Annotated in this window: 15 protein-coding genes; 10 read left to right on the top strand and 5 right to left on the bottom strand. The window is 72.7% G+C overall.

Going from position 1 to position 13,308, the window contains the following annotated elements:
* Window positions 1-141: 141 nt before the first annotated feature.
* The 5 genes from FBY23_RS10975 to FBY23_RS10995 are packed head-to-tail and all read left to right on the top strand — an operon-like array spanning window position 142 to window position 5,828.
* Window positions 142-987: a triacylglycerol lipase gene (locus FBY23_RS10975; RefSeq protein WP_141798177.1), complete on the top strand. Its 846-nt coding sequence runs from the start codon at window positions 142-144 to the stop codon at window positions 985-987.
* Window positions 984-1,766, top strand: coding sequence for a lysophospholipid acyltransferase family protein (locus FBY23_RS10980; RefSeq protein ID WP_222117794.1), 783 nt, complete (start codon window positions 984-986; stop codon window positions 1,764-1,766). The genes FBY23_RS10975 and FBY23_RS10980 overlap by 4 nt, the downstream gene beginning before the upstream one ends.
* Window positions 1,763-3,385 (top strand): AMP-binding protein, encoded by a 1,623-nt coding sequence (locus tag FBY23_RS10985; RefSeq protein WP_141798178.1) that lies wholly within the window; start codon window positions 1,763-1,765, stop codon window positions 3,383-3,385. The genes FBY23_RS10980 and FBY23_RS10985 overlap by 4 nt, the downstream gene beginning before the upstream one ends.
* Window positions 3,382-4,848: a wax ester/triacylglycerol synthase family O-acyltransferase gene (locus tag FBY23_RS10990; protein WP_141798179.1), complete on the top strand. Its 1,467-nt coding sequence runs from the start codon at window positions 3,382-3,384 to the stop codon at window positions 4,846-4,848. Before FBY23_RS10985 ends, FBY23_RS10990 begins: the two co-directional genes overlap by 4 nt.
* Window positions 4,845-5,828, top strand: a complete 984-nt coding sequence (locus FBY23_RS10995; protein ID WP_160158220.1) for an alpha/beta fold hydrolase — start codon at window positions 4,845-4,847, stop codon at window positions 5,826-5,828. The genes FBY23_RS10990 and FBY23_RS10995 overlap by 4 nt, the downstream gene beginning before the upstream one ends.
* An 85-nt stretch (window positions 5,829-5,913) precedes the next feature.
* Here FBY23_RS10995 and FBY23_RS11000 read toward each other — a convergent pair whose 3' ends face one another.
* Window positions 5,914-6,345 carry a CBS domain-containing protein gene (locus FBY23_RS11000; RefSeq protein WP_141798180.1) on the bottom strand — a complete coding sequence of 144 codons (432 nt, stop codon included), beginning with the start codon at window positions 6,343-6,345 and terminating at the stop codon, window positions 5,914-5,916.
* Window positions 6,346-6,355: 10 nt separating this feature from the next.
* On the bottom strand, window positions 6,356-7,264 hold the full coding sequence (gene hisN, locus FBY23_RS11005; protein WP_141798181.1) for a histidinol-phosphatase: 909 nt from the start codon (window positions 7,262-7,264) through the stop codon (window positions 6,356-6,358).
* A gap of 79 nt (window positions 7,265-7,343) precedes the next feature.
* Between hisN and FBY23_RS11010 the strand changes: the two genes are divergently transcribed.
* A complete protein-coding gene (locus FBY23_RS11010) occupies window positions 7,344-7,802 on the top strand; it encodes a DUF2231 domain-containing protein (protein ID WP_141798182.1) in 459 nt (152 codons plus the stop codon).
* Between the two features lie 114 nt (window positions 7,803-7,916).
* On the opposite strand, the gene rsgA is transcribed toward FBY23_RS11010, so the two are convergent.
* From rsgA to FBY23_RS11025, 3 genes are read right to left on the bottom strand one after another with little or no spacing between them, the layout of a single operon-like run.
* Window positions 7,917-8,918, bottom strand: a complete 1,002-nt coding sequence (gene rsgA, locus FBY23_RS11015; protein WP_141798183.1) for a ribosome small subunit-dependent GTPase A — start codon at window positions 8,916-8,918, stop codon at window positions 7,917-7,919.
* On the bottom strand, window positions 8,918-10,216 hold the full coding sequence (aroA, locus tag FBY23_RS11020) for a 3-phosphoshikimate 1-carboxyvinyltransferase (RefSeq protein WP_141798184.1): 1,299 nt from the start codon (window positions 10,214-10,216) through the stop codon (window positions 8,918-8,920). The genes rsgA and aroA overlap by 1 nt, the downstream gene beginning before the upstream one ends.
* A gap of 13 nt (window positions 10,217-10,229) precedes the next feature.
* On the bottom strand, window positions 10,230-10,742 hold the full coding sequence (locus tag FBY23_RS11025; protein WP_141798185.1) for a DoxX family protein: 513 nt from the start codon (window positions 10,740-10,742) through the stop codon (window positions 10,230-10,232).
* Between the two features lie 50 nt (window positions 10,743-10,792).
* On the opposite strand from FBY23_RS11025, the gene FBY23_RS11030 reads away from it, so the two are divergent.
* The 4 genes from FBY23_RS11030 (at window position 10,793) to rsrA (ending at window position 13,286) form a co-directional block, all read left to right on the top strand.
* The gene (locus tag FBY23_RS11030; protein ID WP_141798186.1) at window positions 10,793-11,608 is read left to right on the top strand and encodes an SOS response-associated peptidase; all 816 of its coding nucleotides are present in this window, start codon (window positions 10,793-10,795) and stop codon (window positions 11,606-11,608) included.
* Window positions 11,605-12,264 carry an alpha/beta family hydrolase gene (locus FBY23_RS11035; RefSeq protein ID WP_141798187.1) on the top strand — a complete coding sequence of 220 codons (660 nt, stop codon included), beginning with the start codon at window positions 11,605-11,607 and terminating at the stop codon, window positions 12,262-12,264. Before FBY23_RS11030 ends, FBY23_RS11035 begins: the two co-directional genes overlap by 4 nt.
* A 69-nt stretch (window positions 12,265-12,333) precedes the next feature.
* The gene (locus FBY23_RS11040) at window positions 12,334-12,993 is read left to right on the top strand and encodes a sigma-70 family RNA polymerase sigma factor (RefSeq protein ID WP_141798188.1); all 660 of its coding nucleotides are present in this window, start codon (window positions 12,334-12,336) and stop codon (window positions 12,991-12,993) included.
* Window positions 12,993-13,286: a mycothiol system anti-sigma-R factor gene (rsrA, locus tag FBY23_RS11045; protein WP_141798189.1), complete on the top strand. Its 294-nt coding sequence runs from the start codon at window positions 12,993-12,995 to the stop codon at window positions 13,284-13,286. The genes FBY23_RS11040 and rsrA overlap by 1 nt, the downstream gene beginning before the upstream one ends.
* Window positions 13,287-13,308 lie beyond the last annotated feature (22 nt).

Raw genomic sequence — 13,308 nt, forward strand, 5'->3', positions numbered from 1 at the left:
GGCTGCGGCGCGCCTGCGCGCCGTAGCCCGACGACTGGTCTGGACCGGTCCTGTGATCTCCGTCCCGGACCGGGGCGGAGCCTTGCTCCGGGGCGTCACCTGTGGGGATACTCGTAGAAACTAGAACGTGTTCTACATGGGGTGAGCAAGGTGTACGACTTCAACGACCACGGCGCCGGGGCGCCCGACGGCGGCGGACCGCACCGCGGGCTGCTCCTGCTCGAGTTGCCGCGCTGGAGCGTGGAGTACGGCGCGTCCCGCCTCGTCGACCTCGCCCGCACGGCCACCGCTCCGGTACTGCCGGGCGAGCGCGACCTCGGCCATGGCCGGCCGGTGCTCGTGCTTCCGGGCTTCTCGGCCAACGACCGGCTCACCGGGCGGCTCCGCGGACACCTCGCCCAGCGCGGCTGGGACGTCCACGGCTGGAACCTCGGCAGCAACCACGGCCTCACCGAGAGGATCGTCACCGGCCTGCCGCGACGCTTCGCCGAGATCGCGGACCGGTACGACGAGCCGGTCGCCGTCGTGGGCTGGAGCTTCGGCGGCCTGCTGGCCCGCTGGCTGGCCCACGAGCACCCCGACCGGGTCCGCCAGGTGGTCTGCCTCGGCTCGCCGTGGCGGGCCGAGGGGGAGCGCACCCGCGCCACCGGGATGTTCGAGAAGTCGCGCGAGAGGCACGGCATCGTCGCCGACGCCCGCGAGATCGTCGACCGGCTCCGAGGCCCGGTCCCGGTGCCGCTGACCGCGGTCTGGTCGAGGACCGACGGCATCGTCCCGTGGCGCGGCTGCACGGTCGAGGAGCAGGACGGCGGTCCCGGGAGGGCTCCCGCCGAGAACGTCGAGGTGGTCAGCAGTCACGTCGGCATGGTCGCCAACCCGCTCGTGCTCTCGGTCGTGGTCGACCGGCTGCGCCAGGACCCGGCCGCGTGGCGGGCGTTCGCCTGGTCGCGGCTGGTGCCGGGGCTGGTACCGGGGATCGCATCGTGAGCGCGCTCGCGGGCCGCGACCCGGCGTACGTCGCCAAGGCACTGCCGCTGCTCAAGCTGGCGATGCGGGCCTACTTCCGCTCCAGCGTGAGCGGCATGGAGAAGGTTCCCGACGGTGGCGCTCTCATCGTCGGCAACCACTCCGGCGGCCTGACGCCGATGGACGTGCCGATCATCGCCGTCGCCTTCGCCGACGCGTTCGGCGCCGAGCGGCCGCTGTACTGCCTGGCCCACGACATGCTCTTCACGGGTGCGGCCGGTCCGGTGATGCGGAGGTTCGGGTTCGTCAACGCGACCCGCGAGGCGGCTCACGAGATCCTCACCAGCGGCGGCGTCACCATCGTCTTCCCGGGCGGCGACCACGACACGTTCCGCCCCACGCTGCAGTCGAGGGTCGTCGACTTCAACGGGCGCACCGGCTACCTCCGCACGGCCCTTCGGGCCGGCGTACCCATCGTCCCGGTCGTCTCGATCGGCGGCCAGGAGTCGCAGCTGTTCCTGACCCGAGGCGAGTGGATCGGCAAGCGCTCGCCGCTGCGCAAGGTGATGCGCACGGACCTGTTCCCGATCGGCTTCGGCTTCCCCTTCGGGCTGTTCCCGGCGCCCCTCAACCTGCCGCTGCCGACCAAGATCACCACCCGGGTGCTCGATCCGATCGACGTCGAGGCGGAGTTCGGGCCCGATCCCGACCTCGCCGAGGTCGACCGCGTCGTCCGCGGCCGGATGGAGGACGCGCTGGCCGAGATGGCGCGCAAGCGGCGCTTCCCGGTGCTGGGGTGAAGGCCGTGCTCGCCAGGCTGCGCACCCAGCTGTGGGTGTTCCGGATGCTCGTCACCAGCCGGATGCTGGTGCCGATGAGCCCGGCGAAGTACGTCCGGCTGGCGCGGATCCTGCGCCAGCAGGGCACGAACGCGACGACGAGCTTCGCCTTGGCCGCCGTACGACGCCCGCACGGCCCGGCCCTCGTCGACGAGCGCGGCACGCTGAGCTGGCAGGACCTGCAGGACCGCTCCGCCGCCCTGGCAGCGGGCCTGCTCGAGGTCACCGGCGGGCCGGTCGAGACCGTCGCGATCCTGTGCCGCAACCACCGCGGCTTCGTGGACGCGCTGATCGGCAGCTCGCGGCTCGGCGCGAGCGCGCTGCTGCTCAACACCGGTTTCTCCGGGCCGCAGCTGGCCGACGTGATGGAGCGCGAGGGAGCCCGCGTCATCCTGTACGACGAGGAGTTCGCCGGTGTCGTCGCCGACGCTCGGGCCCGGGTCGACGGGCTGGTCGAGCTCCTCGGCTGGACCGATTCCCCCGTCCCCGCGGGGGTCCTGAGCATCGACGGCCTGATCGCGGAGCACGCCGGCCAGGTGCCGCCGAAGCCGGCGCGGCGGGGGCGCGTGGTGCTGCTGACCTCCGGCACGACAGGGACGCCGAAGGGGGCGCGACGCAGTGGAGGCGGCGCGGACGAGCTGGCGGGGATGCTGGAGAAGATCCCGTGGCGCGGCGAGGAGACGGTCGTCGTCGCGGCGCCGATGTTCCACGCCTGGGGCTTCGGGCAGCTGGTCATCGCCGCGACGATGACCTGCACCGTCGTCACGCGGCGCAGGTTCGACCCCGAGGCGACCCTCGCGCTGGTCGAGGAGCACGACGCGAGCGGGCTCAGCGTCGTACCCGTCATGCTCGAGCGGATCATGGACCTGCCGGCGGCCACGCTGGACCGCTACGCGCTGCGCTCCCTGCGCTTCGTCTCGGCCAGCGGGTCGCGGATGAGGCCGCAGTCGGTGACCGCGTTCATGGACCGCTTCGGCGACCTGGTCCACAACAGCTACAACGCCACCGAGGCCGGCCAGATCAGCGTCGCCCAGCCCGCCGACCTGCGCCACGCCGCCGACACCGCGGGCCGGGCCGTGCGCGGCACCCTGCTCCGAGTGGTCGACGACGCCGGGCGTGAGGTCGGGACCGACGTGGTCGGCCGGATCCTGGTCCGCGGTGCCTCGCCGTTCGACGGCTACACCGCCGGCGCGTCCAAGGAGTTCATCGACGGCTACATGGTCAGCGGCGACGTCGGACGCCTCGACGCGGCCGGCCGGCTCTACGTCGTGGGCCGCGATGACGACATGATCGTCTCCGGTGGCGAGAACGTGTACCCGATCGAGGTCGAGAAGGTCCTCGGCGCCCACCCCGCCGTGCGCGAGGTGGTCGTCATCGGTGTGGACGACGAGGCGTTCGGCCAGCGGCTGGCGGCGTACGTCGCCCTCTCGGGGGAGGCCACTCCTGACGAGCTCCGCGCCCACGTGAAGGACCGGCTCGCCGGCTACAAAGTGCCGCGCGACGTCGTCCTCCTCGACGCGCTGCCCCGCAACGCCTCGGGCAAGATCATGGTCCGTGAGCTGCCGGGGGTGGCGTCGTGACCCGCCCGGCGATCGAGCGGCCAGCTATCGAGAGGATGGCGGGGATCGACGCGGGATTCCTCTACATGGAGACGCCGTCGGTCCACATGCACACGCTCAAGATCGCGGTGCTCGAGGCCGACGACGCCCTGACGTACGACGCATTCGTGGCCGGCATGCTCGCCCGCCTCAAGCGGCTGCCACCGCTGCGCCGCCGTGTCGTCGAGGTGCCGTTCGGGCTCAACCACCCGGTGTGGGTGACCCAGCCGCGGATCGACGTACCTCACCACATCCGGCGCCACCGTGTCGGCGGTGACGGCACCATGCGCGAGCTGGAGCAGCTCATCGGCATGATCGCCAGCACCCCGCTGCACCGCGACCGGCCGCTGTGGGAGCTGCACTACTGCGAGGGACTCGAGGGCGGCCGGGTCGCCGTCGTCGGCAAGATGCACCACGCCCTCGCCGACGGAGCCGCCGCCAACGCGCTGCTCGCCAATGTCACCGACGTGCGCTCCGCGGCCACGCCGGAGGCGGTCCAGGAGGAGTACGCCTCGACCGACCGGCTGCCGAGCAGGATCAACCTGCTCCGGCACGCCTGGGCCGACGCAGCTGCCCAGATCACCTCCATCCCGGCGCTGCTGCTGCGCACCCTGCTCGGCATCCTCGGCGTGGTCCGCGAGCGGCGGGCCGGTGCGAGATCTCCGGTGCCCGTGCTACACGCGCCCCGCGTGTCCTTCAACGGCGCCCTCACGCCGCTGCGCTCCTTCGCGACCGTCACGCTGCCGCTCGCCGAGCTCAAGCGGGTCCGGGCCCAGCACCGGGCCGCCGGCCTCGAGGTGACCCTGAACGACATCGTCCTCGCCATCACGTCGGGTGCCCTGCGCCGCTGGATGGCCGAGCACGACGAGCGGCCGGCGTCCTCGCTGCTGGCCGGCGTCCCGGTGAGCGCCGACGAGCGCGACGCCGTACCCCGCCTCGGCGGCAACCGGGTCTCCAACCTGTTCACCACCCTGGCCACCGACGTCGACGACCCGGTCGAGCGGCTGCGGACCATCGCCCGGACCACCGCCGACGCCAAGCGGATCAACGCCCAGCTCGGCTCCTCGATCCTCGCCGACTGGTCGCAGTTCACCCCGCCGCGGCCGTTCGCGGCGGCGGTGCGCGCCTACTCGCGGCTGAACGCGGCGTCCTGGCATCCCGCCGCCTTCTCCGCGATCGTTTCCAACGTCCCCGGCCCCCGCGGGCCGGCCACCGTCGGTGGCGCTCGCCTCGCCGACCTGTTCAGCGTCGGCCCCCTCGTCGACGGGATCGGGCTCAACGTCACCGTCTGGTCCTACGTCGACCGGATGAACTTCTCGCTCCTGGCCTGCCCCGACCTGCTGCCCGACGTCCACGTGCTGGCGTCGTACCTCCCCGCTGCCCTGGCCGAGCTCGACCTCGAGCCGCCCGCGGCGGCCCCCACCCTGCGAAGGAACCCCGCGTGACCGCTCGTGTCATCAAGTCCGTCGGCCTGACCGTCGGCCGGACCGCCGTCCGCACTGTCGGCGGCGCCGCCGTGTACGGCGTACGGACCGGCATCCGTCGTACCCAGCGCTTCCCGGCGCTGCCCACGCTGCCGCCCGGACGCCTGGTCGAGCTGCCCGGGCGGGGGGAGACCTTCGTCGTCGACACGGGGGAGCCGGCTCCCGGCGCACCGACGCTGCTGCTCTTCCACGGGCTGGCCACGACGTCGTACCTCACCTGGTTCAGTACCCTCGACGAGCTCGCGGCGAGCCATCGCGTCGTGATGCTCGACCAGCGCTGGCACGGCCGCGGCATCGTCTCGGAGCGGTTCTCCCTCGAGGACTGCGTGGACGACGCGGCCGCCGTCCTCGACGAGCTCGGCATCGCCTCGGTCGTCGCCGTCGGCTACTCCATGGGCGGCGCCCTGGCCCAGCTGTTCTGGCGCCGGCACCCCCGGCGCACGGCCGGGCTGGTGCTCGCCTCGACCGCGGCGTGCTGGAACGAGAGCCGCGGCGACGCGGTGTTCTACCCGACGCTCGGCCGGGCCAACGACCGGTTCCGCGACCACTTCCGCGAGCGGGTGCGCGAGGTGCGCGCCGGCCTCGGCGAGGACCGGCACGTCGGCGACGAGATGTCGACCTGGGCCTGGGGCGAGTTCCGCAGCACCAGCGCCTGGGCGATGCCCGAGGTGCTCGGCGCCCTCGGCGGCTTCGACGCGCGGCCCTGGCTGGGCGAGATCGACGTCCCCACCGCCGTCGTCGTCACCGGCCGCGACCACGCCATCGCGACCTCACGCCAGCGCGCCATGGCCGCCGCCATTCCCGGCGCGAGTGTCCATGAGACGCCCGGCGGCCACGCCTCGGTGGTCTTCGACGTGCACCGGTGGCGCCCGGTCTTCCTCGCCGCCGTCGAGGGCGTCGTGTCCGAGCTTGCGAGGACACGAGACACGGCCGAAGGTTGAGGAGCGTCGGCTCGGCCCGAGCCTGCGAGGGCCGAGTGACGCGTCTCGAAACCGGGTGAGGTGCTGCCCGGACTTTCCTGGGTCCCTAGCTCTGATGCACGTAGTTGTCGAGCTGGTCGCGCTCGAACTGCAGCTGGTCGATCTTGTGCTTGACCAGGTCGCCGATGCTGACGATGCCGACCACCTGATCGCCGTCGGTGGCGGGGATGTGGCGGAACCGGCGCTCGGTCATCACGGCGAGGACCTCGTCGAGGTCGTCGTCGGGGGAGCAGGTGCTCACCTCGGTGGTCATGATCGCCGAGACGACGTTGTTGATGACCGTGCCGTCGCTGTGCAGGTGGCGTACGACGTCGCGCTCGGACACGATCCCGTCGAGCGAGGTGCCGTCGGAGCTCACCACCACCGCACCGATGTTGTGCTCCGAGAGGAGCGCGAGCAGCTCGCGGACCCCCGCCTCGGGACTGATGGTGACCACGTCGCGAAGCGACTTCGACTGGAGCACGTCAGCGATGCGCATGTGACGCAGGTTACTCGGCGTCGCCCTCGTCGTCACTGCCCTCGTCCGACACGCGGTGCCGGCGGGAGCGCAGGTCGGACACGCTGCCCGGTCCGGTACGCGGCCAGTCGGGGTCGTCGTCGAGGTCGCTGACGCTGCCGAGGAAGGACAGCGCGGCCTCGTGGAGGTGTCCGTTGCTGGCCAGCGCGTTGCCGCCCCACGGGCCCTCGCGGCCCTCCAGCGAGGTGAACCGGCCGCCCGCCTCGCGCACGATGATGTCGAGCGCAGCCATGTCGTAGACCTCGAGCTCGGGCTCGGCCGCGATGTCGACGGCGCCCTCAGCGAGGAGCATGTAGGACCAGAAGTCGCCGTACGCCCGGGTCCGCCAGACCCGGCGCATCAGCGCCAGCATGTCCTCGCCGAGACCGCGATCCTCCCAGCCGCTGATCGAGGAGTACGAGAACGAGGCGTCCTCCAGCCGTCGTACGTCGGACACGTGGCACTCGGTCGCCTTCATCAGCGACTTGCCGGTCCACGCGCCCTGGCCGGCCGAGGCCCACCAGCGGCGCTGCAGCGCGGGCGCCGACACCACGCCGAGGACGACCTCGTCGTCGACGGCCAGCGAGATCAGCGTGGCCCACACGGGCACGCCGCGCACGTAGTTCTTGGTGCCGTCGATCGGGTCGATGATCCAGCGTCGCTGCGAGTGCCCGGAGGTGCCCTGCTCCTCGCCCGTGACGGCGTCGCGGCTGCGCGCCTTGGAGAGGGTACGGCGGATCGACTCCTCGACCGCCTGGTCGGCGTCGGTCACCGGCGTCAGGTCCGGCTTGCTCATCACGTGCAGGTCGAGCGCGCGGAACCGGGCTTGGGTGAGCGAGTCCGCGTCGTCGGCGAGCAGGTGCGCCAGACGCAGGTCGTCGGTGTAGTCGGGGGCAGCCACAGGGGCACCCTAGCCGTCGGGCGCCGCGCGACCGGCGCGGGTGCGGCTCCCGTGACCAGCGGTCGTGCAGGATTCAACCATGGAGATCAACGGCCTTCCGCTGCACCCGCTCGCCGTTCACGCCGCCGTGGTGCTCGCGCCGCTCGTCGCCCTCCTCGCCCTCGCCTCCCTCGTGCCGGCCTGGCGCGACCGCCTGCGTTGGCCGCTCGTGGTCGGTGCCGTGATCGCGATCGGCGCGGTGGTGCTGGCGTTCGTCTCGGGCAACAGCTTCCGCGACGCCAACGAGTTCTTCTCGACGCCGCCCTCGGAGATCACCCGCCAGATCGACCACCACCACTCGCTGGCGCTCAAGCTGCTGTGGACCTCGATCGGGTTCAGCGTCGTCGCATTGGTCTCCGGCCTGCTCCACCCCAAGGAGGGCGCGCTGCGCTGGCTGCTCGGCGTGCTTCTCGCCGCCGGCGCGGTCGCCGTCATCGTGCTGGTCGCTCTCACCGGAGACGCGGGCGCCAAGGCGGTCTGGGGCGGCTTCAACGGTTGAGTTGCCGCATCCTCACCGTTGAGTTGCCCCGAACTCGCCGTTGAGTTTCCGGCAGCGGCAACTCGACGGTGAGGATGCGGCAACTCGACGGTGAGGATGCGGCAACTCGACGGGTCAGTAGTCGGTGACCGACCGCGCGGCGAGCAGCCGCCGGAACGAGGCCACGCGCTCCGGATCGGCCTCACCGGCCGCCACGGCCTCGTCGAGCCCGCACTCGGGCTCGTCCTCGCCGTGGGTGCAGCCGCGCGGGCAGTCCTCGGTCATCTCGTCGAGGTCGGGGAACGCCTCGATCAGGTGCTCGGGCTGGACGTGCGCGAGCCCGAAGGACCGGATGCCGGGGGTGTCGATGATCCAGCCGTCACCGTCGGCCAGGGGCAGCATCAGCGCCGACGTCGACGTGTGCCGGCCTTGACCGGTCACCGCGTTCACGTGCCCGGTCTCGCGGCGCGCGTCGGGGACCAGCGCGTTGACCAGCGTGGACTTCCCGACGCCGCTGTGCCCGATCAGTACGCTGGTCTCGCCGCGCAGCCGGTCGTGCAGCGCGTCCAGGCCGATGATCGCGCGGTCGGCGCCGCGGCGGGTGACCTCCCACGGCACCCCCAGCGACCGGTACGTCGCCAGCAGGGTCTCGGGGTCCTCCAGGTCCGCCTTGGTGAGGCACAGCAGCGGCGCCATCCCGCCGTCGTACGCCGCCACCAGGGCGCGGTCGATCCACCGCGGCCGGGGCTCGGGGTCCGCGAGGGCGGTGACGACGACGAGCTGGGTGACGTTGGCGACGATGACGCGCTCGACCGGGTCGTCGTCGTCAGCGGTACGGCGCAGCGTGCTGCTGCGCTCGAGCACCTCCACGATCCGCGCGAGCGAGCCGTCGGCACCGGACACGTCGCCGACCACGCGCACGCGGTCGCCGACGACCACGCCCTTGCGGCCCAGCGGGCGGGCCTTCATGGCCAGCACGGTGCGGTCGTCGATGAGCAGCGTGAACCGGCCGCGGTCGACGGTGACGACGAGACCCTCGACGGCGTCGTCGTGGGTGGGGCGATCCTTGGTCCGGGGGCGGGTACGACGACGCGGACGCTCGTAGTGCTCGACGTCGTGCTCGTCGTACCGCGGCATCAGAACAGCCCGGACCAGAAGCCGGCGAAGTCGGGGAAGGTCTTGCTGGTGGTCGCGACGTTCTCGACGAGGACGCCGGGGACCGCGGCGCCGACGATCACGCCGGCGTGGGCCATCCGGTGGTCGGCGTAGGTGTGGAACACGCCGCCCGTCAGCGCCGCCGGGCGCAGGGTCAGCCCGTCCGCGTGCTCGACGACGTCGGCGCCGAGCGCACCCAGCTCGTGCGCCAGCGCGGCCAGCCGGTCGGTCTCGTGGCCACGGATGTGGGCGATGCCGGTCAGGTGCGAGGGCGTCTGAGCGAGCGCGCAGAGCGCGGCGATCGCGGGCGTGAGCTCCCCGACGTCGTGCAGGTCGGCGTCCAGTCCCTGCAGCCCGCGCCAGCCGTCGGCGGGTCCCGTCACCCGCAGCCCGTCGGACTCCCGCTCGACCGTGCAGCCCATCCGCGCCAGCAGGTCGCGCAGCGTGTCGCCCGGTTGGGTGGTGTCGCTCGGCCAGTCGCGCACCAGCACCGAGCCGCCGGACACGGCCGCCAGCGCCAGGAACGGCGCGGCGTTGGAGAGGTCGGGCTCGATCGCCTCCTCGTGGGCCGCGATCGGGCCGGGGGCGACCGCCCACCGGTTCGCGTCGCCGTCGTCGACCGCGACACCGCGGTCGCGCAGCATCGCGATCGTCATCTCGATGTGGGGGAGCGAGGGGATCGGCTTGCCGTCGTGACGCACGTCGATTCCCGCCTCGAACCGCGCGCCCGCGAGCAGCAGAGCCGAGACGAACTGCGAGGACGCCGACGCGTCGATCACGACGGTCCCGCCCGGCACTGTTCCCGCGCCGTGCACCGTGAACGGCAGCGCGCCGTCGGTGTCGTCGATCGCCATCCCGAGCCCACGCAGGGCAGCGAGGATCTCGCCGACCGGCCGCTTGCGCATGTGCTCGTCGCCGTCGAAGGCGACCTCCCCGCGCACCAGCCCGGCCGCGGGCGGCACGAACCTCATCACGGTCCCGGCCAGCCCACAGTCCACCGACGCCCGGTCGCCGGCGACGGCGCCGTCGAGCGGGGTCACGGTCCAGTCGTCGCCCGAGGTGTCGACGCGGGCGCCCAGTGAGGTCAGCGCCTGCGCCATCAGCAGGGTGTCGCGCGAGCGCAGCGCCCGGCGTACGACGGACGGCCCGTCCGCCAGCGCCGCGAGCACGAGCGCCCGGTTGGTGAGCGACTTGCTGCCCGGCAGCGTCACCGTCGCGTCGAGGGGCCCGGTGGTGGTGGGCGCGGGCCAGGGGTCGGCGTGCGTGGCGGGAGTCGTCATCTCCCGGCTGAGTCTAGGAGACCCGCGCCCTCACCCGGGCGCCCACCAGCGCGGCCTCGCGCCGAGCGTCGTGGGTGGCGTGCCGGGCCCGCCAGGCGACCCCCGGCTTGCCGGCGGTGTCGAGCGCCGCGATGAGCAGGCCTCCGGCGAGGGCGGTGTTCTTCACGAAGTGGGTCAGCTGCTCGCGGCGCTGCTCCTTGTCGGTGGCCTCCCAGAACCGGTACCGCGCAGCGGTCGACGGCACCAGGGTCCCGCCGAGCAGCGCGGCGGAGAGCCGCGGGAAGTGGCCGGTCGCGAGTGCCAGGCCGGCGACGACCTGCACCGCGCCGCTGGCCCGCACCCACAGCACGGGGTCGCGTGGCACGGAGACGCTCTCCGGGGTCGCGTTGTCCAGAGCCGGCGCAAGCGTCTCGGTCACGGGTGCCGCCTGTGCAGCCAGCGCGGGAGCCTCGCGCAGGTCCTGGGCACCGTTGGCGAGGAAGTACGACGCCAGCAGCGGTCGGGCGATCAGTCTGCTCAGAGCCATGGCCGGTCGGTACCCGGGCACTGTCCGCGCAGACCGATAGATTGACGACCATGTGCGGCCGCTACGCCTCCAGCCGGAGCCCGGAGGACCTCGCGGAGGAGTTCGAGGTGCTCGACCCACGTCTCGAGCGGGCGATCCCACCCTCCTGGAACGTCGCGCCGACCGACGAGGTGTACGCCGTGATGGAGCGCGCCTCCCGTGACGCCGAGGGCCACAGGACGGACGAGCCGACCCGCCAGCTGCGCGCGCTGCGCTGGGGCCTGGTCCCGTCGTGGGCCAAGGACGCCGGCATCGGCAGCCGGATGATCAACGCCCGGATGGAGACGGTCGCCGAGAAGCCCGCCTTCCGCAAGGCGTTCGCCGCCCGCCGTTGCATCGTGCCGGCCGACGGCTACTTCGAGTGGTACGAGACGCAGCACTCATCGACGACCGCGAAGGGGAAGACCCGTCGACCTGCGAAACAGCCCTTCTTCATCACCTCCGGCGACGGCACGAGCCTGGCGATGGCCGGCCTCTACGAGATCTGGCGTGACCCGTCGAAGGCCGAGGACGCCGACGACCGGTTCCGCTGGACCTGCACGATCCTGACCACCGAGGCCACCGACGACCTCGGCCGGATCCACGACCGGATGCCGCTGCTCGTCGAGCCCGAGCGGCGCCACGAGTGGCTCGACCCGCGCACACCGGCGGGCGACCTGCCCGGACTGCTTCAGTCGCTGCGGCCGGCCCAGCAGACCGGCCTGACGGCGTACCCCGTCTCGACGGCGGTCGGCAACGTCGCCAACAACGGCCCCGAGCTGGTCGAGCCGATCCCGTTCGCCGATGACCAGGGCGAGCCCGACGACGGACAGGGCACCCTGCTGTGAGCGACGAGCGCATCGTCGAGACGCCGTACGGCGAGGGCCGGCTCGTCGTCCGCCGGGCCCGCGGGCCGGTGGCCACCCTGCTCGTCAGCCACGGCGCCGGCGGCGGCATCGACGCCCGCGACCTCGAGGCGCTGGCCGCCCAGCTGCCGGGGCAGGGGATCAGCGTGGCCCGCTTCGAGCAGCCCTGGCGCCGCGCCGGCCGCAAGGTCGCCAGTGCGCCGGCCACCCTCGACGTCGGCCTGCGCGCGGCCGCGAAGGCGTTGCGCACCCGCACCCCGCTGGTCGTCGGTGGCCGCTCGGCCGGCGCCCGCTCGGCCTGCCGCACCGCGGCCGAGCTCGGCGCCGCCGGCTGCCTGGCGCTCTCGTTCCCGCTGCACCCGCCGGGCAGGCCGGAGCGCTCCCGACTCGACGAGCTCGCCGGCGCCGGGGTGCCGACCCTGGTCGTGCAGGGCGAGCGTGACCCGTTCGGGCGACCCGAGGAGTTTCCCGACCCGTTGCCGGGGCGCACTGACCTCGCCGTGGTCCCGGGAGCCGACCACGGCCTCGCCGTACCCAAGCGGGGTGCGCTCACCGAGGCCGAGGCGATGGGCATCGTGGTGGAGTCGACTCTCGAGTGGATCGTGCGCGAGGTCGTCGGGAATGACGCCCGCACCTGAGGCGTTCTGGCTTCCATGATCGCGACGCTGGAGCGCCCCCGGACCGGGAGCACCGTAGTCTGGGACGCGATGACCGAGATTTCCGATCTTTCGTCCCTGGACGCCGACGCCTCTCACCCCGAGGACGTCGACGTCGCGTCGGAGACCCCTGAGGAGCGGGCCGCGCGCTTCGAGCGTGACGCCCTGCCCTTCCTCGACCAGCTCTACGGCGCCGCGATGCGGATGACCCGCAACCCGGCCGACGCCGAGGACCTGGTCCAGGAGACCTTCGCCAAGGCGTTCTCCGCGTTCCACCAGTTCAAGCCCGGTACGAACCTGAAGGCCTGGCTGTACCGGATCCTGACCAACACCTTCATCAACTCCTACCGCAAGAAGCAGCGCCAGCCTCAGCAGGCGCTCGCCGGCGACACGGGGGACGTCGAGGACTGGCAGCTGGCGCGCGCGGAGTCGCACACGTCGAGCGGGCTGAAGTCGGCCGAGATGGAGGCGCTGGAGCACCTCCCCGACAGCCAGGTGAAGGACGCCCTGCAGCGGCTCCCCGAGGAGTTCCGGCTCGCGGTCTACCTCGCCGATGTCGAGGGCTTCGCCTACAAGGAGATCGCCGAGATCATGGACACCCCGATCGGGACGGTCATGTCCCGCCTCCACCGCGGCCGGCGCCAGCTGCGCGACATGCTCTCCGACTACGTCCGCTCCGGCGGCGACGCTCCGCTCGAGGGAGGCAAGTGATGTCCGAGCCGAGCCACGAGCACCTGCACGTGTCTGACGACCCCAGCAACGCCGAGTGTGCCGACTTCCTCGAGCGCATCGTGCGGCTGATCGACAACGAGCTCGAGGCCGGCGACTGTGCCATCGTCCGGGCCCACATCGACTCGTGCAGCCCCTGCCTGGAGCGCTACGACCTCCAGCGCACGGTCAAGGCCGTGGTCGCCCGCTCCTGCGGCGAGACCGCCCCGGCCGAGCTGCGCGAGCGGGTCCGGATCCAGATCCAGCAGATCCAGGTCCGCATCACCGAGGCCTGAGCCGCTCAGCGACGCCGGTTCG

Source organism: Nocardioides sp. SLBN-35, from assembly GCF_006715725.1.
Lineage (GTDB): Bacteria > Actinomycetota > Actinomycetes > Propionibacteriales > Nocardioidaceae > Nocardioides.